This is a genomic window from Streptacidiphilus rugosus AM-16, assembly GCF_000744655.1.
GTDB lineage: Bacteria > Actinomycetota > Actinomycetes > Streptomycetales > Streptomycetaceae > Streptacidiphilus > Streptacidiphilus rugosus.
On the sequence record NZ_JQMJ01000004.1, the window covers coordinates 448,366 to 467,885 of the forward strand.

The following is a 19,520-nucleotide window of genomic DNA, read 5'->3' on the forward strand; positions in this document are numbered from 1 at the left end:
GCGTCCGCCGTAGGCTGCGTTCGCGCACGGCGGGTGTGGTGGTCAGTCCACCGGCCCGAGATGCCGCTTGGGTGGTTCGCCGTCGTCGGCAGGGTCCCGGTTCGAGGCGCTCCGAAGGTCGTTCCGGACCGAGTCGAGGATCGTCAGACCCTGGCCGACCAGTCCGGCCGCGATCTCGCCCAGCCCGTCCGCGCCGTTGAGCACGTTGACGTTGGCGCCCTTCAGGCCGCCGGCCGCCTCCTTGACGATCTGCGGCAGCTGGTCGATCAGCATCCGGTCCAAGGCGACCCTGTCGTTGGAGGCCGCCGCCTCGGCCTGGATCTTCATCCGCTCGGCCTCGGCCAGGGCCAGCACCCTGATCCGCTCGGCCTCCGCCTCGGCGGGCTTCACGATCTCGGCCACCAGCTGCTGCTGCCGCAGCTCCGCCGCACGCTGGGCCAGCTGGGTCTGGGCCTCCAGGACCTCCTGCTGCGCGTTCGCGGCGGCCAGCGGGCCGGCCTGCGCGGCCTGGGCCTGGGCGCGGTCGATCTCGGCGGTGTACTGCGCCTTCACGACGGCGGTCTGCCGCGCGTACTCGGCCTGGTTCCGCGCGGCGGCCTGCTCCGCCTCCGCCGCGGCCTGGGTGGCGGCGGCCTGGGCGATCTTGGCCTGTCGCTGGATCGCGGCCTGGTGCGGCGCGGCCATGGCCGCGATGTAGCCGGTCTTCCCGTCGTCGATGGACTGGATCTGCAGCGAGTCGACGATCAGGCCGATCTTGCCCATCTCCGCCTTCGAGGTCTCCAGCACCTCGGTGGCCAGCTTCTGCCGCTCGGTGACGATCTCCTCCACCGTCATCGACCCGATGATCGAACGCAGGTGACCCGCGAAGATCCGACCGGTCAGCACCGACATCTGGTCCTGGTCGGACAGGAAACGCTGACCCGCGTTGACGATGCTCTCCTGGTCGTTCCCCACCTTGAAGGCGATCACCGCCCGTACCGTCAGCGCGATGCCCTGGTGGGTGACGCAGGTCTCGTCGACCTCCGCCTCGCACATCGCCAGCGTCAGGAACCGCGTCTTGCGGAACACCGGCGACACGAACGCCCCGTGCCCGGTGACGACGCGGAACGGCGCCGCCCCCATCCCCCGTCGGCCCCCGGAGATCAACATCGCCTGGTCCGGGGCCGGAACACGATAGCCGAACATGGCCTTCTCCTCTGTGGAACCCCTCGGGTACGCGCGCACGGACGCGGCGTCCGCCCCTCTCCATCCTGCACCCGCCAGAGCCGTCCGACGGGCCCGTCCGCGCGGCGCCCCGGCGGATCACAGGACGACCCTGGCCTCGACCCACTGGTCCGGCGGTACGGTCCGCACCCGGCCGACGGTCTCGGAGAGCGGTACCAGCCGGATCCAGGTGCCGCGCAGTGCGGTCAGATGCCCGAAGACTCCCTGGTGGACGGCCTCGACGGCGTGCCAACCGAAGCGTGTGGCCAGAACCCGGTCCTGTGCCGTGGGTGTTCCACCGCGCTGGACGTGTCCGAGCACCACCGGTCGGGCCTCCTTGCCCAGCCGGTGTTCGAGCTCGACGGCGAGCCGGTGCCCGATCCCGCCGAACCGCTGGTGCCCGTAGACGTCCTGACCCCCGTGGCGGAAGTCGAGGGTGCCGGGAGCGGGGGTCGCCCCTTCGGCGACGGCGAGCACCGTGAACCGCTTCCCCCGGGCGAATCGGGCGTCGACCAGGCGGCACACGTCCTCGACGTCGAAAGGCCGTTCCGGGATGAGGATGCCGTGCGCGCCACCGGCCATCCCGGCGTGAAGGGTGATCCAACCGGTGTGGCGGCCCATCAACTCGACCACCATCACCCGCTGGTGCGACTCCGCGGTGGTCTTCAGCCGGTCCAGGGCCTCGGTGGCGACGAGCACCGCCGTGTCGTGGCCGAATGTCGTGTCGGTGGCCGCGACGTCGTTGTCGATGGTCTTGGGCACCCCCACGACGGGCAGTCCCCCTTGGTGGAACAGCTCGGCCGCGACCAGGGTGCCGTCGCCGCCGATCGCGATCAGGGCGTCGATGCCCAGGGCGGCAGCCAGTTCCGCACCACGCTCGACGCCTCGGACGATCCGCTCGCGCTCGACCCGGGCCGAGCCGAGGACCGTGCCACCGCGGGCGAGGATGCCGCGCACGTCGTCCAGACCGAGTGGACGCGCCAGGCCCTCCAGCAGACCGCGGTAACCGTCCAGAATCCCCACCACCGTGTCGCCGTACGCGGTGACCGCCCGATGGACCACCGAGCGGATCACGGCGTTCAGGCCCGGACAGTCGCCGCCGCTGGTGAGCACGCCGATGCGCATCGTCACCGCCTGGACGACCTGGTCGGCCGGTCCTCGCACCCGTCTGTCGGTGCGACGGTCTCAACCGGGTGGTCGTGGTCCGGCACGTCGTCGGTCATGCTTTCAGATTCCGCCGCGGACTCCGCTCGCGCACGGCGAGGTGGGCCCCGGTCAGTCCGGGACGACGCAGACGGGGCAGGTCGCGTGGTGGAGCACTCCGAGGGCGACCGAACCGAGCTCCAACCCCGGGTAACCGCCGGTACCGCGGGCACCGACGACGATCAGGGAGGCGCCGCCGGCGGCGTCCAGGAGGGCCCGGACCGGATGGTCCTCGACCACACGGGTACCGACCGCGACCTCCGGGAACCGCTGCCCCTCGCCGGCCAGCGTCTCGGACACCAGGAGTTCGTGCGACACCGCGTCGGCCCGCAGGCGGCGCTGTTGCGCGGCGGCCGAGGCAGACAGGCCGCCCGGCACCGGATGCCAGGCGTGCACGACGACAACGGTGCGTCCGTGCAGCGCCCCTTCCTCCAGGGCCTGACGCAGTGCCGCCTGCCCGTGCGTGGAGCCGTCGACGCCGACGACCACCCGCCCGGGCGCGTCCGGGGATCCGTGACCCCTCGGTGCGGGAACGACGACCACCGGGCACGCCGCCGAGCCGGCCAGGGCGGTTCCGGTCGAGCCGACCACCAGTTCCCCCAGCGCCCCGGTTCCCCGGGTCGCCACCGCCAACAGCCGCGCCTCGCGGGCGGCGTCCAGCAGTACCTCGATGGGCACGCCTTCGCGGACCTCACCGGTGACCGGCACGCCCGGCGCTTCCGCGGCGGTGGCTGCGAGCTCTCGCGTCATGGCGTCGCGAGCCACCGCGCGCAGGCTGTCCTCACCGAGGTCGGTCGCGGCGTCGTAGAACGGCACCAGTGGCGGCGGGTACTCGTAGGCGTGCACGAGCTCGACCGCCTCCTTGCGGCAGGCCGCCTCCTCCAGCGCCCAGGCCACCGCGTGCCGGCTCTCCCCCGTTCCGTCCACACCCACGACGATGCGAGCGGTGTCGCGGTCTCCGTAGGACATGAGTGCCTCCTTGGTCCTGGCGGCTCCGGTGCTCTCCCCGCGAGTTCCAGTGCGCCACGGCACTCCGTGCCGGGGAAGGGCCGCTCAGCCCCTTCCCGATGTCGTACGGCCCCGCGCCCGACCGACCATGGCCCCGACCGCGGCACCGGGCTCGGCAGGCTGACGGAGGACGCTCGGCGTTCTATGCTGCGGCCGTGCTGTCGATCGAAGAGCTTGAGGCGACGTTCCGATCCGCTCAGGCGGAACTGGAGAGCTACTCCGAGCAGGTCGCCGCCAAGTACCGCGCGATGATCCCGGACTCGCCCGGCTGGACCGGCCCCGGGCCCGACCCCGAAGCCGCCGTCGCGCGCAGCAGGGTGGTGTCGGACACGGAGCGGGTCAAGATCGCGCGGCTGCGCCAGGCCGCGATGGAGGCGTCTCTCCTGCTCGCCAGAGCGCGCATGGCGTCCAGGTTCGAAGGCGGCGAAGACGGCTGAGAGGCCCAGCGCTACCCGCTGAGACCCTGACGCCCCCGGTTCGGCACCGCCGGGGACGAGCACGTCACTCCGGGCACACCCCGGTGAACGCGGTCTCCAGGGCGCGGAAGGCCACCTTCGGGTCCGACAGGGCGTGGTAGACCGGCGGGATGGGCCGGTCGACGCCGAGCAGGCCGTAGACGGCGTGCATGGCGCCACGGACCGAGTACTCGACGGTGAAGACCACGTCCTCCGGAATCTCCACGAACTGGCCCAGGAAGGCGAAGTTCAGCGAGCCGACCGGAATCACGTCAGGACGGTCGTGCGGGGCACGGCGCATGAACTGACTGGTGATGTAGGGCATCATCACCGTCGTCACCGTGGTGGTGGCCCGCACCTCCTCGGCGATGTCCGCGAAGCCCAGATGGCCGAGCAACTCGTCGAGGATCTCGAGTCCCGTCGCCTCCGACATCCGCTTGGGCACGTGGTCGCCGACGGTCTCGGTGAACAGGCTGTAGCCCCACAGCGTGAACACCCCCTCGGCCTGCCCGTCGAAGTGCGGCTGGTGCGGGACCACGACGGACAGCAGCCAGTTGGAGTCCTTGAAGGTCATCAGCGCCCCCGTGCCGGGTGCGTTGCCGCTGAACTCCTCGATCCGCTTCAACAGCGCCGGACTGCGCATGGTGAGCGTGAACGACTCCCACTTCGCCTCGCCGATGTTGCCGTTGAACACCTCCGGGCGCCCGAAGTCGGGTGCCTTGCGGGAGATCGCCTCCCACAGGGCCCAGCCGCCGTCGCGCCTGTCGCGGACCAGCTCGGGCACGGTGTCGTCGCCGCCGTAGCCGGCGTCGGCGGTCATCGAGCCGAGGGTGAGCAGCACCAGGTCGTTGCGGCGGGGCTCGATCGTCTGCGGGACGCCGCCGCGCAGCAGGTGCAGCCGCTCGCAGTGCCGGCCCGACGCGTCCTGGGTGAAGTCGGCGTCCACGACCCGCACCCCGTGCTCGACGCGCACGCCCTGCTCGCCGAGCCACGCCAGCAGCGGACGGACGATCGAGTCGTACTGGTTCAGCCGGGTCCGGCGCACTCCGGCGAGGGTGTGGATGCGCGGGAACTCCTGGAGGAAGCGCAGGAAGTAGCGCTTGAGTTCGATCGCGCTGTGCCAGTTCTGGAACGCGAAGGTGGTCCGCCACATCGCCCAGAAGTTGGTGGCGAAGAAGTGCTCGGAGAAGAACTCGTCGATCCGCCGGGCGCCGATCACGCTCTCCGGCAGGGCGAGCAACCGGGCCAGCTCGATCCGGTCGCGCTGGTCGAACCCGAGGTGCGCGGCCTCGACGATGCCGTGGTCCGCGTCGACGAGCCGGGCCCGGGCATGCGTGGGCCAACGGTGGTTGAAGTCCACGATCTCCTGCCGGACGGACAGGTTCGGGTCGGTGAGGGTCGGCACGCTCTCCAGCAGGTCCCACAGACAGGTGTAGGCCTCCTCCTCCAGCATCCGGCCGCCGCGGGTCACGTAGCCGTGGTCGTGATCGCCCGCGCCGTCCAGAGAACCACCGGAGAGCGGGAGCTCCTCCAGGATCGTGATGTCGGCCGCCGGGAAGCCCGCGTCACGGATCAGAAAGGCCGCGGCGGCCAGCGACGCGATGCCGCCGCCGACCAGGTAGGCCTTGTTCGTGCGGTGCGCGTGCTGCATGGGGGCTCCGTAAGGTTTTAGGCGGCCCAGGAGGGCCGGGTGTGGCTGATGGGGACTTGCCTTCTGTGGCTTCCAAGGAGCGGCCGCTCGGCCCTTCGGGGCACCCTGGCTGCTTATTGAGGTCTGCGATCTTGTCGCTGTTTACGGAGTTGACGGCGGGGTGTTCCTTGGGCCTGACCAGTGGGTTCGGCGTGAGGAGGACACCGTGGAAGCCGCCAAACGGGACGAGTTATGGGTCGGCTTCGATGCCGGCAAGGGCCACCACTGGGGTGCGGCGGTCGACGCGACCGGTGCCACGCGGTGGTCGAGGAAGGTGGTCAACGACGAGGCAGAGATCCTGACCGCGATCGGAGAGATCGTCGAGCTGGCCGACCGGGTCCACTGGGCCGTGGACATCAACGGAACCGCCTCGGCGCTGTTGCTGGCCCTGCTCGCCGCCCACGGCCAGCAGGTCGTCTACGTGCCCGGACGCACCGTCAACCGCATGTCCGGCGCCTACCGGGGCGAGGCCAAGACCGACGCCCGCGACGCCTACGTGATCGCCGAGACGGTCCGCCACCGGCGCGATTTCACCACCATCGACGTCCCGGCCCAGCTGGCCGCCGACCTCGCGCTCCTGACCGCCCACCGCTCCGACCTCGTTGCCGACCGGGTCCGCATGATCAATCGGCTGCGTGACCTGCTCACCGGCATCTGCCCCGCTTTGGAGCGTGCCTTCGACTACAGCGCGAGCAAGGGCGCCCTGGTCCTGCTGACCGGCTACCAGGCCCCGGCCGTGATCCGCCGCCGCGGCCAGGCCCGACTGACCAGCTGGCTGACCACCCGGAAGGTCCGCAGTGCGGCCGTGGTGGCCGCCACCGCACTCGAGGCCGCCCAGACCCAGCAGACCGTACTTCCCGGTGAGAGCGTCGCCGCCCAGCTCGTGGCCGACCTCGCCGCCCAGATCCTGGCCCTGGACGACCGGATCAAGCGGCTGGACCAGCAGATCGGCACGACGTTCCGCACCCACCCGCAAGCCCAGATCATCGAGTCGATGCCCGGCATCGGTCCCATCCTCGGCGCCGAACTGCTGGTTGCCGCAGGTGACCTGGCCAACTACGCCGACAGCGGTCACCTTGCCTCGGCGGCCGGCCTGGTCCCGGTGCCACGTGATTCCGGGCGCCGCACCGGCAACCTGCACCGGCCCAAGCGCTACAGCCGCCGCCTGCGGCGCGTCTTCTACATGTCCGCCCAGACCAGCGTCATCAACGACGGACCCAACCGGGACTTCTACCTCAAGAAGCGCAGCGAGGGCTGCAAGCACGTCCAAGCGCTCATCGCCCTGGCCCGACGCCGCGTCGACGTCCTGTGGGCTCTCCTGCGCGACAACCGGAAATTCACCCCCGACCCGCCGCTCGCGCAGGCAGCTTGACTCAATCATTGAGGCTCCTCGGTGGCGCGGGTGAACGGCGGTCCGGCTGATCCGCGATGCCCACCCTCGTTCGTCGCCCGCCCCGGGAGGCAGGGCCGCCCGGGACCGCCGCGAGGGCCGATGGTCCCCGTGACCCGTCACCGCCGGCCGTCGTGCCGTGGCCTACCGGGGTTGCGTCACCGCTTGGGCCAAGGCCGCGGCCGTCGTCCGCAGCGAGGTCTCCAGGACGGCGAGACGATGCGTCGGGGCCATCAGGTTCGCGCCCATAGCGGCAAGGTCGTCCGGACCCGGCACGAGTACGTGCACGCGGGTTCCCGTGGCCCTGACCTGCTGGGACTCGCGCAGCAGGCGGGTGGTGGAGATCCGGCGCAGGGCGCGTTCCACGCGGGTGGGGACGCCGCGCGGGTGGTCGGTCTCGCGGGCGCAGGTCGGCGCCAGGACGAACACCTCGTCCAGATGCTCCCCGGTCAGCAGGTCGAGGTTGGTGTCGGACCAGGCACAGCCGTCGACGTAGCGGCGGCCGTCGATGCGCACCGGGGCGAACCAGGCCGGCAGGGCGCAGGACGCGGTCACCGCCGAGGCCAGGTCGGTGCGCGGCGCCCCCTCCGTGCCGAAAAGCACTCGCATCCCGCTGTCCAGGTCGACCGCGACCACCCTGAGCGATGGGTTGTCCGGCCAGCGGTCGTCCATGCGCAGCTGCCGGTACATCGCGCGCACCCCGTCCAGGCTGCCCCTGCCGGGCGGCGCGGCGGCGGCGAGCACGGTGGTGAGCGGCATCCGGTGCGGATGTCCGGCCAGGTCGCGCAGCAGTCTGAGCGATCCGATCCCGGCCCGGGGCACGCGCGGCAGCGCACCGCCCACCCAGGTGTCGTAGTCGACCCTGATCTCCCTCATGGGCCCGGTGGCCAGCATGACGCCCCGCTGATGGTCGCGCAGCTCGGCCGTGCTGACGCCGACCGCGAGCATCGAGCCGACCAGCGACCCCGCGGAGGTGCCCAGAATGACGTCCGCGGTGCGCGGGTCCCATCCGCAGGCCTCCTCCAGCGCGCACAGGGCGCCGATCGTCCAGGCCGCGCCCAGGCTCCCGCCGCCGCCCAGCACCAGACCGCGCCGTGGCGCCGACGACGGCCGGGGCGCGCCGGAGGTCGCGCCGTGGTCCTGATCTGTCACCTCGGCTGTCATGTCCGACCGCCGCCCTCTTCCTGCGTATCTCCTCGAGCGCCCTGACCGCACCTGCGGTCGCGCACATGTCCCTCTAGCGTCCACGAAGCGGCCCGCCGCCGCGAATCCTCTGCGCGCCGCGCCCGATGCGGCGGCCGGCTGTGCGGTCCGGGGCACGGCCGGCTGTTCCGCGCCCCGGACCGGTCTCCCCCACCCGGCAGGCGTCTCACGTTCGCGAGAACGCCTGCACCCGTGAGTCCACGATGCTCCGACATACCACGACCGCCGATGGGCCGGTCGGCCCGGAAGCGGGGACTGCCGGCCGTTGCGGCTGACCCGGGTCGCCATCAGCGGGACAGCCGGCCGGGCGCTACCTCGAAGCCCGGTCCTTCAGGGCCGGGTCGAGTTGACTAGCCTGTCACCGCCGCGAACGTCCGCGCCGACAGGAGAAGAGTCCGCCATGAGCACCGACCCCGGGTCCGCCGAGTCCGCCGAGTCCGTCGAGTCCCGGATGGCCGCGCTGTACGAGCGGGACCTCACCTGCCGGCAGCTCGGCATCGCGCTCGACGAGGTGGGCTCCGGCCGGGCGGTGATGCGGATGCGCGTCGGCACGGACATGGTCAACGGCCACGGGATCGCGCACGGCGGCTACCTCTTCCTGCTGGGCGACGCGGCCTTCTCCTACGCCTGCAACAGCCACGGCCCGGTCACCCTGGCCCAGGCCGCGCAGGTGACCTTCCTGGCCCCGGTCGAACCCGGCGACGAGCTGGTCGCCGAGGCGGTGGAGCGGGTGCGCTCCGGCCGCCAAGGCGTCTACGACGTCACCGTGCGCGACGCCGTCACCGGCAAGGTCGTCGCCGAGTTCCGCGGCCAGAGCGTCACCCTCGCCTCCCGCCCGGCCACCGGCTGAGGGTCGCCGCTCGCTCAGGTGTGCGGGCGTTCGTCCAGGACCTGGCGGAGCTTGCCGGTGCGCGGGTTCGTCGCCAGTTCCGCGCGCGGGACCCATTCGATCGCGATCGGGTGGATCGCGCCGTCGGCGACCTCCTCCAGGAAGCCTGGGCGGGCCAGTGCGGCGGCCAGCGCCAGGCGCTCGTTGCGCGCGGCCAGACCGTCGGCGGGGGGCGGCTCCAGGTGACCGAGCCGGACGACGAGTTCGTCGCGTCCGTCCCTGCGGCGCTCCACCAGCTGCATGCCGCAGATCAGCCGCTCGGGGTCCGCGGCCAGCAGCGCCGCCCGCAGGTCCTCGACCGGCATCGTGATGGTGCCCACCCGCGCGCCCTCCAGCGAGCGGCCGACCAGCCGGAACCGGCCGCGCCGTGGATCGGTCCACTCGCCGCGGTCGCCGGTCGGGTAGCGCAGGATCGGCAGCAGGGTGCGGAACAGGTTGGTGACGACCACCCGGCCCGGCACCCCCGCCGTGGTGATCGGCTCGCCGGTGTCCTCGTCGACCAGTTCCACCACCGTGCAGTGCGGGAACGCCTCGTGCACCCGGACGTCCTCGCCCGGCACCGGTCCGGCCACCAGGCCCGCGTCGACCGAGGCGTAGCCGATCGAGGCGAGCGCGGCCTTGGGGAACGCCCGCGAGAGCACCGGTCGCAGGTCGTCGAAGAGCAGGTCGCCGCCGAAGAGCAGCAGCTCCACCCCGTCGGCGGTGCGGCCCTGCCGCAGCAGGTGCTCGGCGACGGCGCTGAGCTTCATCGGCTCCCCCGCCAGCACGTCCACCCCGAAGCTGTCGATCAGCTCGGCCACGAAGTCGTCGGGGGCCGCGCCGAAGCCGAGCCTGACGTTGTCGACCGGAGCCCGGTGCAGCGCGCCCTCGATGAAGAGGAAGCCGCCGTACAGCTCTCCGGCACGGAACAGGTTGGCCACCCGGTGTCCGGGCCGCAGGCCGGCCCTGGCGATGCCGGCGCCGAACGCGGCCAGCGCGTCCTCGTGCTCCTGGCGGGTCCACGGGGAGAACTTGGGCGCGCCGGTGGTACCGCCGGAGCGGTAGACCCCGGCGTCGGTGAGCGGGCCGGTCAGCAGCCGGTTGTCGGGCCACTTGTTGGCGGCCCAGAACGCGGTCTGCTCGACCAGCGGCAGTTCGACCAACCGATCGATCCGCGTCGGCAGGCCGCGGTACAGCTCGGCGTAGAACGGTGAGCGGCTGCGCGCGAACTCGACCAGCTCGCTCAGGCTCTTGGCGGGCATGCTGCGGGCTCCTCCCCCATCAGGTCCTGCGGTGCGTGCTGTTCGGGCTGTTCGGGCTGTTCCACGAGTTGCGGCCGTTCAGGCTCATCCGGCTCTTCGGGCGGCCGGCCGATCCAGGTGCGGGCGAGCCGCTGCACGTTCCGGCCGTCGCCGTCGGCCAGCTTGAGCCGCAGGTAGTCGGCGGCCCACGCGTTGGTCGGGACCCGGAAGGCGGGGCGCTGCTCGCCCAGCGTGCGGACCACGACCTCGGCGACCTCGTCCGCGTCCTGGCTCGCCCGCTCCCAGCCCTGGCCGGCGATCCAGGCCAGGTAGGCGGCGAAGGTCGGCGCGTAGGGGCCGGAGGCCGCCTCCACGGTGCGGCGGTTCACGTCGGGGAAGATCCCGAAGCGGGTCCCCCGCACGAAGCCGGGCACCACCATCGAGACCCTGACCCCGTGCACGGCCACCACCGGCGCCAGCGCCTCCATGAAGCCCTCCACCCCCGCCTTCGCGGCGCTGTAGGCCTCGTTGAAGGGCTGGCCGACGACCCCGTGCACGCTGCCGATCGTGACCAGGCTGCCGCCCGCGGCCCGCAGCAGCGGCAGCGCCACCCGGGTGACCGCGAGCACGCCGAACAGGTTGACCTCCAGATTGGCGCGCAGCGCGGCCGCGCCGGACATCTCCAGGGTCGGGTCGAAGTTGGAGATCCCGGCGTTGTTCACCACCGCGTCCAGCCGCCCGTGGTCGCGCCCCACGGCCGCGACGCAGTCGACCACGGACTCCTCGTCGGTGACGTCGAGCCGACGCACGTCCAGCCGCACGCCCGCCCGCTCGGCGGCGTCGAGCAACGCACCGCAGCGCTCGGGATCGCGCATCGTGGCCGCCACCGCGTACCCGGCGCGGGCGGCGGCGACCGCGGTGGCCAGGCCGATGCCCGAGGAGGTGCCGGTGATCAGCACGACCGGACGCGTCCCGGCGGTCACGAGGCGTCCGCCAGCGCCGGTTCGGGGCCCGCGGACTTCTCCCGCTCCGCGGCGTCCAGCAGCCGTTGCAGGCCGGAGGCGGGCAGGAAGGAGAAGGCCGCCAGCAGGGTGCCGCCCGCCATGGTGACCCTGGCGGCGTCCAGGATGCCCAGCGACGGCGTCAGCAGCGTGACGACCCAGCCGCCGACGAAGGCGGCCAGCGGGATGACGCCCCAGGTGACGGTCCGGTAGGCGGCGTGCATGACGCCCTGGTTGGCCGCGGACATCCGCGACTGCCGGGCCGGGGCGCTGCACACGTTGATGCAGGACATGAAGAAGCCGTAGCAGCCCATGGTCACCGCGATCACCGGACCGGACGGCAGCGCCGGGGCGGCCAGCACGCCGAGGCCGACCAGGCAGTGGCAGAGCAGGCCGTAGGCCATGGTGCGGCCGGTGCCGAAGCGCCGGCTGAGCCTGGGCGACAGCACGGCGCCCAGGAGCGCGCCGAGCGCGGCCACCGACATCGCCGCGCCGAACTCGGCGACGCTCACCTTGAGGCCCCGGTAGGCCAGCACCGGCAGCACGGTGACGAAGACAGGACCGCCGCAGTTCAGCGTGACCGCCGCGACCACCACCCGGCGCAGCACCGGGTCGGTCCAGTTGAGCCTGAAGCCCAGGGTGAGCCGCTCCCTGATGCTGCCCTCGACCCTGGTCTGCTCGCCCCAGGGCCGCATGGTGCGGAAGCACAGGGCGGAGACCAGGTAGCTGCCCGCGTCGACCAGCAGCGCGGAGACGCCGAGCGCCGCGTAGAGGGCGGCCGCGACGGACGGCCCGGAGACCTCGGCGACCGAGCGGCTGCCCTCCAGCCGCGAGTAGGCCGACACCAGGTGCTCGCCCTCCACGACGGCGGGCACGGCGATCAGGTAGCCGACGGTGAAGAAGATCGTCGCGCTGCTGACCACGGCCACGCAGCCGAAGAGCAGCGGCGTGGAGAGCCAGTGCTGCCAGTAGGCCAGCGGGATCGTCGCCACCGCGGCCAGCCGGATCAGGTCGCAGACCAGCATGGTGGTGCGCTTGTCCCAGCGGTCCACCAGCACCCCGGCGACCGGGCCGAGCAGGGGGATGCCCAGGTACTGGGCCATCGCCACGATGCCGACCTGGAACGCGTCGGCGTGCAGCACGAAGATCATCAGCGTCGGCACCACGAAGAGGGTGATCTTGTCGCCCACCACGCTGACGCTCTGGCCCAACCAGAACAGGTTGAAGCCGCGCCCCAGCGAGGCCGGCCGCTTCAGCTTCACTGCTCCTCCTCCCGCACCACGAAGTTGGCGGTCTTGCCGGTCCGGTCGTTGCTGACCAGCGCGTCGACGACGCGGACGGTGAACTGCTCGGGATCGTGCTGGAACGCGGTGGCCAGGGTGAAGGTCGCCGACAGCAGGTCCTTGCGCAGCCGCTCGGTGTCGAGGGCCGTGCCGGGGTCGGTGAGCAGCAGCAGCTCCACCGCAATGGCCCGGCCCCGGGCCTCGGTGATCACGACCTGCGCCCGGCCGACGCCCGGCTCCCGCTCGGCCTCCGCGACGATCTGGTCCACGTGCAGACCGAGCCCGCGCACCTGCACCACGCCGTCCCTGCGGCCGAGCACCCGCATCGCCCGGCCGGCCCTGCCGCACGGACACGACGTCAGTTCACCCGCGTCGCCGGTCTGGTAGCGCAGCACCGGGTTGAGCATCGCCGGGTTCAGGGTGGTGAAGTCGAGCAGGCCCTCCTCGCCGACGTGCACCAGCTGCTCGGGCAGCACGTGGAAGGTGTCGGCCGGGCAGTCGGGCGTGTTGGCTCCGACCACCCAGGTCTCCGTGCTGCCGAACATTCCCCAGCGGCGCGCGTCCGGCGCCACCTCGGCGATGTCCTGCTCCAGCTGCGGCTGCCAGGCCTCGCCCAGCCAGATCACCTTGCGCAGGGCGGGCAGCCGCACGCCCGCGGCGCGCGCGGCGCCGAACCAGAGCCGCAGCACGCTGGGGGTGCCGCCGATCGCGGTGACCCGGCGCGCGGCCATGAAGGCCAGCCAGTCGGGGTACTCGTCCCTGGTGACCGAGCCCAGCGCGATCACCTGACACCCCGCCAGGTCGGCCAGCGCGGCGGCGAGGAAGTGCGCGCCCCACATCCGGCCCGCGCCCCAGGCGTTGACGAAGACGTCGTCCCGGTCCAGCGGCTGCCAGTGGGCGTGCACCCCGGCCATGTAGAAGCCCGTCGGCGCGTAGCCGACCTTGGGCGCTCCGGTGCTGCCGCCGCTCTGGAAGAGCCAGGTGGCGCCCTGCTCGGCCTTCGGCTCCAGCGCGGCCAGGGCGGTGTTGAGGTCGTCCTTCAACAAGGCCGGCAGGAAGGCGAGTTCGGCCAGGGTGGTCGGCTCGGGGCTGCCGGTGTAGCGCGGGGCCAGCTCGGGGACGGTCCGCAGCCGGGCGAGGTTGCGCCGGACCGGCTCCAGGTGGGGCTCGGCCGACGCGGCGGACTGCGAGAAGGCGTCGGAGGTCATGCCGAGGCTCCTTCCTGGCGTCGGTGGCCGCGGCCCGCCAGCCACTTGGCGTGGGCGTCGCGGTAGGCGGTGAAGCGGGCGCGGGTGATGCCGCGCTGCACGGTGCGCTGCGGGTCGTCGAGGTCGGGGGCGATGACGCCGTCAGGCTCCAGTTCGGAGAACCAGTAGCGCTCGCCGTCGAAGAGGAAGTCGACACAGAAGAAGGGCAGCGCCACCCGCTCCGCGAACCAGGCGGTGGCGGCGGCCAGTTCGGGCGGCACCGGGGCGAACTCCATGGTGCCGCCGCGGCTGGCGTTGGCGACCGGCGAACCGTCCTCGGGGATGCGCCGCAGCACCGCGTGCGGCCGGCCGTCGATCACGTAGACGCGGTGGTCCACGGTGCCGTCCCCGAGGTAGGGCTGGATCACCAGGGTCGTGTCGCCGCCCTGCGCCAGGCTGGCCAGTCCGCGCACGTCCTCGGCGCTGCGGGCCAGGTTCACGCCTCCGCCGCCGCACCAGCCTGCCGGTTTGACGATGGCCGGGTAGGTCATGTTGGCCAGTGCCACCTCGTAGAGGTGTTTGCCGGTGTCGCGCCCGGTGCCGATCCGCACGGTCGGGATCGGCGGCACCGGGGAGCCCTCCAGGTGCAGCACGGTGGCCAGCTTGTCGTTGCCGATCAGCGAGGCCTGTGCGGGGAACGGCAGGTAGAAGCCGGCCTGCTCCAGGACCGTGCAGAGCGCGTACTGGTTGAAGATGTCCATCGACTGGTAGGGCAGCGAGTAGAGGGCGGTGATGAAGAGGGTGTCCTCGGGGGTGACCTCCTGCTCGTCCACCCAGACGCGGGGCCGGCCGGGGACGGTGCCGTCGACGGTCACCGCGTCGGGCGAGTGCCGGGTCCAGTTCATCCCCAGCTCCTCGGCCACCTCCCCGTACAGGTCCCAGAAGTAGTGCTTCCACATGGCCCCGGTCCGGGTCGACTCCCGGTCGGGGAAGACCCAGATCATCCGGCGCAGCGGGCCGGGGTCGTTCGGTGCGTTCACGGTCGGTCCTTCGGTCGGCTCTGCTCGGTCCACCAGCGGCGTCCGGGCTCGGGGAGGGTGTCCACCGGGTCGAAGTAGGGGTGGCGCCGGTCCAGGTCCGCGTCGTCGGGCGCGCGGGTCTCCAGCTCGGTGCGGTAGTTCTTGGTCCACCAGGAGATGCCGCGTTCGCGGTCGTAGGCCACCGCCTGGTGCACCCAGCGCTTGCCGACGTCGGGGACGTCGCAGACGATGCGCGGGGTGGCGTAGCCGGGCAGGTAGCCCATGATCGATTCCTGCAGCCGCTGGGCCTGGTGCAGCGGGGTGCGCCAGTGCTCGGCGTTGGGGATCATGTCGCAGAGGTAGAAGTAGTAGGGCAGGATGTTCGCCTCGCCCTGCAGCGCGAAGCAGAGGTCCAGCAGGTCACCCGGGGTGGCGTTGACGCCGCGCATCAGCACACCCTGGTTGCGCACGTCGCGCACCCCCGCGTCGAGCAGGGTCCTGGCCGCCTCGGCGACCAGCGGGGTGACCGACTGCACGTGGTTGGCGTGGGTGTGCACGGCCAGGTTGACCGAGCGCCGCGAGGCCACCACCGCCACCTTGGCCAGGCCCTGCACCACCCGGGGCTGCAGCCAGTGCTGCGGCAGGCCGACCACCGACTTGCTGGCCAGCCGGATGTCGCGGACCGAGCTCAGCTCCAGCAGCCGCAGCAGGAACGACTCCAGCTGCGGCCACGGCACGTTGGCCAGGTCCCCTCCGGAGACGACCACGTCGCGCACACCGGGGGTGCGCTTGAGGTAGTCGAGCATCAGTTCCTGCCGGTCCACCGGACGCAGCGCCAGCCTGGCCTTGGTCACCTGGGGCGTGCTGGTGCCGACCAGGTCCATCCGGGTGCAGTGCCCGCAGTACTGCGGGCAGGTGGCGACCAGTTCGGCCAGCACCTTAGTCGGGTAACGGCGGGTCAGCCCCTCCACCACCCACATCTGCGCCTCGTGCAGCGAGTCGCGCTGGGCCCTGGGGTGGCTGGGCCAGCGCGGGTGCCGGTCCGAGGCGACGGGCAGCATGTACCGGCGCACCGGGTCCGCCAGGAACGCCTCGGTGAACCCCTCCTGCCCGCCGGTGGCGTGCGGCGCCATGGTGTTCAGCATGTGCGGGGGCAGCAGCATCGACATCGTGGCGAAGCCGGCCTGGTCGGCCGCCAGGTCCTGGTAGAACCGCTCCGCCAGCAGCTCGCCGGCGACCGCCCGCAGCTGCCGGATGTTCTTGACGCAGTGGGCCCGCTGCCACTGCGCGTCCCGCCACTGGGCCACGGTGACGTCACGCCATCCCGGCAGCCGCCGCCAGTCGGGCTCGACCAGGGCGGTCCGCGCGTACTGGTACGGCTGCCGGATCAGGTGCTGTTCCATCGGCCGGCTTACAGGCCGGAGAGCAGGGTCGCGAAGCGGGTCCGCAGTTCGCGCTTGAGGACCTTACCGGTGGGCCCCAGCGGAAACTCCTCCGGCGTCCGCGCGACGCTGACCGCCGCGAGGGTCGCCAGACCCGCCTCCGCCAGCGCCTTGTTGGCCGCCTCCTGGACCTCCTCGGCCGTGCACCGCGCGGCGTCCGCCTGCAGCCGCACCACCGCGATCGGGCGCTGGCCCTCCCCCGGCGCTCCGGGCACGCCCACCACCGAGCAGTCCTGCACCAGTTCGGCGCAGTCGGCCAGCAGCACCTCCTCGATCGGCAGGCTGTAGACCGGTCCGGCGAGGGTGTCGATCACGTCGACGGTGCGGTCCAGATGGTAGAACCGGCCCTCGGCGTCGCGGCGTGCCACGTCGCCGGTGAGCCAGTAGCCGCCCAGCTCGAAGGACTCGGTGAGCTGCGGCGCGTGCCAGTACCCCGGGGTGCGCGAGGGGCTGACGATCCCCAGCATGCCCACGGTGCCGTCGGGCGCCTCCGCGCCGTCCTGGTCCAGCACCGCGGCCTTGATCACGACCTCGGTGGCCCTGCCGACGCAGCGGTCGTCGCGCGGCGTCTCCGGGGTGAAGACCTGGCCGAACAGGGCCATGCCCATCTCCGAGGAGCCCAGGCCGTCGACGAACTGCGAACCGGGCAACGGCTCTTCCTGCGCGGCGTCCTGCGGCAGCAACCAGGGCTTGATCAGCCCGGCGGGCCGCTCGCCCAGCGTCACCAGGCGCCGGATGTGGCCGTAGTGCGCGCTGTCGCCGGTGTTGAACCAGGAGTGCACCTTCGCCGCCCCGCGGGCCGGCAGTTCGCCGGTGGCAAGCTCGACGAAGGTGCGCGGGAACGAGGCGACCATGGTGGGCCGGAAGGCCTCCATCACCGGCTCCACGGTGGTGCGCCGCCAGTCGCCCATCACCACCGTGGGCAGGCCGATCAGGGTGGCGGTGAGGAAGTAGCTGAGCCCGCCCGCGTGGGTGTGCGGCATCAGCGACATCAGCCGGTCGTAGGGCTCGGCGGGGAAGCGCTCCATCCGGGGCTGCTTCCCGTCCCAGAACTGACGGTGCGCCAGCATCGTCGACTTGGGCGTACCTGTGGTGCCGGAGGAGTGGATCAGCGCCACCACGTCGTCGGCGGCATGGCGGTAGGGGTAGACCTCGGGCAGCTCGGCCCGGTCCGCGTCGAAGGCCTGGACCTCGGCGGCCAGGGCGAGGAAGCGCGGCCGCCGCTGCGGGTCCTCGCGGTAGGCGGCGGCCAGTCGGGTGGTGTCGTCGGCGACCACGCCGACCACGCCCACATGGTTCAGGTAGCGCACCATGACGTCGTGCCGCATCGCATCGTTGACCAGCGCGGGGATCGCTCCGAGCGCGGTCAGCGCGAAGAAGTGCAGGAGCGGCTCCAGACCCTCGGCCACCACGACGCCGACCGGCTCCCCTGGCCTGACCCCGTTGGCGTGGTACCACCGGGCGTAGCGGTCCCGCAGCGCCGCCAGGTCCAGCAGGGTGTGGCCGCGCAGCACCACCTGACCGCGGTGGTCGGTGTGGTGGCTGTAGGCGAAGGGGACCGCGCGATGCGGGTTGACCGCGATCGCGTGGTCGAGGAAGTTGCCGGCGCCGAGGTCGGGCTCGGTCATCAACTGCCGTCTGGCGGCGAGGGGGGCGATGGAACTCTGGTCGCTCATGGCGCTCTCCCGGGGTGAGGCGCGCCCGGCCCCCGGCTCTTGTGGAGCCGGGCCGGGCGGCCGCGATCAACATGCGGTGCGAGGTGCGCGGTGCGGGGTGGTGCGGGTGGTGCGCGGTGCAGGCGGTGCGGGGTGGCACCGGTGCGCGGTACGACGTGCGTCATGCGAGGTGCGTCATGCGAGGTGCGTCATGCGAGGTGCGACGAACGGCCCGGCACGGTGCCGGGCCTGAGGCGACGTCAGCCGCGGTCGGCCGGCTCCGACGGCTGCGCGGTCTCCGCCAGCTCGGCGACGACGCGGAGGCCGGAGCGGATCGCGCCCTCCATCAGTCCGAAGAACTCGGTACTGGTCTCCGTGCCCGCCCAGTGGATCCGGCCGACGGGCGCGGTCAGCGTCGGGCCCAGCCGCAGCCAGTCGCCGGGGCCGAAGAGGGCGGCGTAGCAGCCTCGGCTGTAGCGCTCGTTCACCCAGTCGGTGACATGCACCCCGACGGGGGCGGGCAGCATCGGGAAGAGCCTGGCCGCCTGCTCCGTCGCGACGGCCCGCTGCCGCTCGGCGTCCAGCGCCGCGAAGCGGTGGGCCTCGCGGCCGGTGACGAAGCCGGTGAGCACGCCGACGCCGCCGCCGGCCGGCGAGTCGTCCACGGTGGACAGCAGCGGGCCCTCGGAGTTGACCGACCAGCCGGACAGTCCGTGGTCGCGCCAGACCGGCGCCGGGTAGACCAGGCTGACCTTGACCGCGCAGCCGGGCGCGGTGCGCTCCCCCGCCCGGGGCGCGGGCAGCGCGGGCGTGTAGGCGACCGCTTCGGCCAGCAGCGGCGGCAGCGCCATGACGACCGCCTCGGCCCGGTACTCGCCGCGGGCGGACCGGACGGTGACGCCGTCCGCGTCCTGGGTGACCGCGCGGACCGGCTCGCCGAGCCGGAGCCTGGCGCCGGGCCGGGTGGCGAGGCGCTCGGCCAGCCGCTCGCACAGCTGGTGCGCGCCGCCCTCGATCCGGTCCTGCTGGGCGCCGCCCTCGAAGGCGTTGAGGTAGCGCAGGCCGCCGCCGGACCGCAGGTAGAAGGCCAGGTGCAGCAGCGAGACGTCGGCCGGGTCGGCGGCGGTCATCTCGCCGAGGAACAGCGGCAGGAACAGCCGGGTGTCCGGGTGCGGCAGCTCCCGCCCGGCCCACTCGGCGACGGTCAGCGTGTCCAGGCGGGCCGCGTCCGGAGTCAGCCAGGGCGCGTCCGGTCGCACGGCGGCGGCCAGTTCGTCGAGCAGCTCGAACAGGTCGCCCAGGGCGACGGCGTTCAACGGCGGGAAGCGGCCGTCGCTGGTGGCGGTGGGGTCGGCGCCGAGGGCGAAGCGGCTGGCGCCGTGCATCTCCGTCGGGGTGGTCTTCAGGCCGGTGTCCGCGGCCAGAGCCAGCAGTTCGGTGTGACGCTCGCCCAGGTAGGCCGCGCCCGCGTCGATCCACTGGTCGGGGGCGACCTCCAGGCCGTGGGTGCGGCCGCCGACCCGTTCCCTGGCCTCCAGCACGGTCACCGCGAAGCCCCGGGCGGCCAGCCCGTCGGCGGCCGTCAGCCCGGCCAGGCCGGCGCCGACCACCACGACCCGGCCGCGTGCCTCGCCGCCACCGCGCGTCGGGCCGTTCACCGCCGGCCCCGCCG

At 72.7% G+C, this 19,520-nt stretch carries 15 protein-coding genes and 1 pseudogene; 3 read left to right on the forward strand and 13 right to left on the reverse strand.

Annotation, left to right across the window (positions count from 1 at the left end; all coding sequences use genetic code 11):
• Window positions 1-42: 42 nt before the first annotated feature.
• The 3 genes from BS83_RS10895 to BS83_RS10905 all read right to left on the reverse strand — a co-directional run bounded on the left by BS83_RS10895 (window position 43) and on the right by BS83_RS10905 (window position 3,375).
• A complete protein-coding gene (locus BS83_RS10895; RefSeq protein ID WP_037603588.1) occupies window positions 43-1,185 on the reverse strand; it encodes an SPFH domain-containing protein in 1,143 nt (380 codons plus the stop codon).
• A 117-nt stretch (window positions 1,186-1,302) separates the two neighbouring features.
• Complete coding sequence (locus tag BS83_RS10900; protein WP_037608648.1) at window positions 1,303-2,328, reverse strand: 6-phosphofructokinase; 1,026 nt, start codon at window positions 2,326-2,328, stop codon at window positions 1,303-1,305.
• A gap of 150 nt (window positions 2,329-2,478) precedes the next feature.
• Complete coding sequence (locus tag BS83_RS10905; RefSeq protein ID WP_037603589.1) at window positions 2,479-3,375, reverse strand: universal stress protein; 897 nt, start codon at window positions 3,373-3,375, stop codon at window positions 2,479-2,481.
• Between the two features lie 194 nt (window positions 3,376-3,569).
• Between BS83_RS10905 and BS83_RS10910 the strand changes: the two genes are divergently transcribed.
• Window positions 3,570-3,851, forward strand: a complete 282-nt coding sequence (locus tag BS83_RS10910; protein WP_037603590.1) for a hypothetical protein — start codon at window positions 3,570-3,572, stop codon at window positions 3,849-3,851.
• Between the two features lie 64 nt (window positions 3,852-3,915).
• Here the strand turns inward: BS83_RS10910 and BS83_RS10915 are convergent, their stop codons facing one another.
• On the reverse strand, window positions 3,916-5,520 hold the full coding sequence (locus BS83_RS10915; RefSeq protein ID WP_037603591.1) for an oleate hydratase: 1,605 nt from the start codon (window positions 5,518-5,520) through the stop codon (window positions 3,916-3,918).
• Window positions 5,521-5,725: 205 nt separating this feature from the next.
• Here BS83_RS10915 and BS83_RS10920 point away from each other — a divergent pair, with 205 nt between their 5' ends.
• Window positions 5,726-6,931: an IS110 family RNA-guided transposase gene (locus BS83_RS10920; RefSeq protein WP_037603418.1), complete on the forward strand. Its 1,206-nt coding sequence runs from the start codon at window positions 5,726-5,728 to the stop codon at window positions 6,929-6,931.
• A gap of 540 nt (window positions 6,932-7,471) precedes the next feature.
• On the opposite strand, the pseudogene BS83_RS48870 reads toward BS83_RS10920, so the two are convergent.
• Window positions 7,472-8,440 (reverse strand): annotated as a pseudogene (locus tag BS83_RS48870) (patatin-like phospholipase family protein); the annotation flags it as partial.
• Between the two features lie 112 nt (window positions 8,441-8,552).
• On the opposite strand from BS83_RS48870, the gene paaI reads away from it, so the two are divergent.
• A complete protein-coding gene (gene paaI, locus BS83_RS10930; protein ID WP_408640988.1) occupies window positions 8,553-9,002 on the forward strand; it encodes a hydroxyphenylacetyl-CoA thioesterase PaaI in 450 nt (149 codons plus the stop codon).
• A 14-nt stretch (window positions 9,003-9,016) separates the two neighbouring features.
• Here paaI and BS83_RS10935 read toward each other — a convergent pair whose 3' ends face one another.
• The 8 genes from BS83_RS10935 to BS83_RS10970 all read right to left on the reverse strand — a co-directional run bounded on the left by BS83_RS10935 (window position 9,017) and on the right by BS83_RS10970 (window position 19,506).
• A complete protein-coding gene (locus tag BS83_RS10935) occupies window positions 9,017-10,282 on the reverse strand; it encodes a phenylacetate--CoA ligase family protein (RefSeq protein WP_037603593.1) in 1,266 nt (421 codons plus the stop codon).
• Window positions 10,264-11,244 carry an SDR family NAD(P)-dependent oxidoreductase gene (locus BS83_RS10940; RefSeq protein ID WP_063774149.1) on the reverse strand — a complete coding sequence of 327 codons (981 nt, stop codon included), beginning with the start codon at window positions 11,242-11,244 and terminating at the stop codon, window positions 10,264-10,266. Before BS83_RS10940 ends, BS83_RS10935 begins: the two co-directional genes overlap by 19 nt.
• Window positions 11,241-12,524 (reverse strand): MFS transporter, encoded by a 1,284-nt coding sequence (locus tag BS83_RS10945; RefSeq protein ID WP_037603594.1) that lies wholly within the window; start codon window positions 12,522-12,524, stop codon window positions 11,241-11,243. The genes BS83_RS10940 and BS83_RS10945 overlap by 4 nt, the downstream gene beginning before the upstream one ends.
• Window positions 12,521-13,753 carry an AMP-binding protein gene (locus BS83_RS10950; protein WP_037603595.1) on the reverse strand — a complete coding sequence of 411 codons (1,233 nt, stop codon included), beginning with the start codon at window positions 13,751-13,753 and terminating at the stop codon, window positions 12,521-12,523. The genes BS83_RS10945 and BS83_RS10950 overlap by 4 nt, the downstream gene beginning before the upstream one ends.
• On the reverse strand, window positions 13,750-14,772 hold the full coding sequence (locus BS83_RS41655) for an ATP-grasp domain-containing protein (RefSeq protein WP_051942922.1): 1,023 nt from the start codon (window positions 14,770-14,772) through the stop codon (window positions 13,750-13,752). Before BS83_RS41655 ends, BS83_RS10950 begins: the two co-directional genes overlap by 4 nt.
• Window positions 14,769-16,154, reverse strand: a complete 1,386-nt coding sequence (locus BS83_RS10960; protein WP_037603596.1) for a KamA family radical SAM protein — start codon at window positions 16,152-16,154, stop codon at window positions 14,769-14,771. Before BS83_RS10960 ends, BS83_RS41655 begins: the two co-directional genes overlap by 4 nt.
• 8 nt (window positions 16,155-16,162) lie before the next feature.
• Window positions 16,163-17,869, reverse strand: a complete 1,707-nt coding sequence (locus tag BS83_RS10965; RefSeq protein ID WP_037603597.1) for a class I adenylate-forming enzyme family protein — start codon at window positions 17,867-17,869, stop codon at window positions 16,163-16,165.
• A 239-nt stretch (window positions 17,870-18,108) separates the two neighbouring features.
• Window positions 18,109-19,506 carry a flavin monoamine oxidase family protein gene (locus BS83_RS10970; protein WP_063774341.1) on the reverse strand — a complete coding sequence of 466 codons (1,398 nt, stop codon included), beginning with the start codon at window positions 19,504-19,506 and terminating at the stop codon, window positions 18,109-18,111.
• Between the last annotated feature and the right edge of the window lie 14 nt (window positions 19,507-19,520).